Annotated in this window: 1 pseudogene; it reads left to right on the top strand. The window is 53.8% G+C overall.

Annotated features, from left to right (window positions below):
- Window positions 1-168 precede the first annotated feature (168 nt).
- Window positions 169-303 (top strand): annotated as a pseudogene (locus tag J8I34_RS35790) (transposase); the annotation flags it as partial.
- Window positions 304-392 lie beyond the last annotated feature (89 nt).

Here is a 392-nt window from a genome sequence, read left to right as displayed (position 1 = left end):
AGACCGCTGACGACTACGAGGCCTTGCTGCCTTGGAATCTCAAGACATCCGCTGTTTAGCCGAACTCGTATCCGACCACAAGAGGCGTTGTTAGTCGACCGCTTACCTTCAAGTTTCACGACCGCAAATTCTACTTCCGTACCGTTACTGCGACAGAACCCGCAAAACGCCGTCTACCTGGCCTTGGGCGTCCTGCCGGACGGCACGCACGATATCCTAGGCTTATGGATCGAAAGCATCGAAGGAGGCAAGTTCCGGATGAAGTTGTTCAATGACCTGAAGACCCGTCGTGGCACGCAGGACAGTCACTGATGACCTTAACAGGCTGCTGAAGTACTAGCCGCGCAAAAAGCGAAGCTTGCCTCTACAAGGCTGAAGGGCTCGCTATTTTT

This window comes from Cupriavidus phytohabitans, from assembly GCF_017815025.1.
In the GTDB taxonomy this organism is placed as follows: domain Bacteria; phylum Pseudomonadota; class Gammaproteobacteria; order Burkholderiales; family Burkholderiaceae; genus Cupriavidus.
The sequence above is the reverse complement of the archived record's forward strand: the minus strand, read 5'-3'. Positions and strand labels throughout refer to the sequence as shown.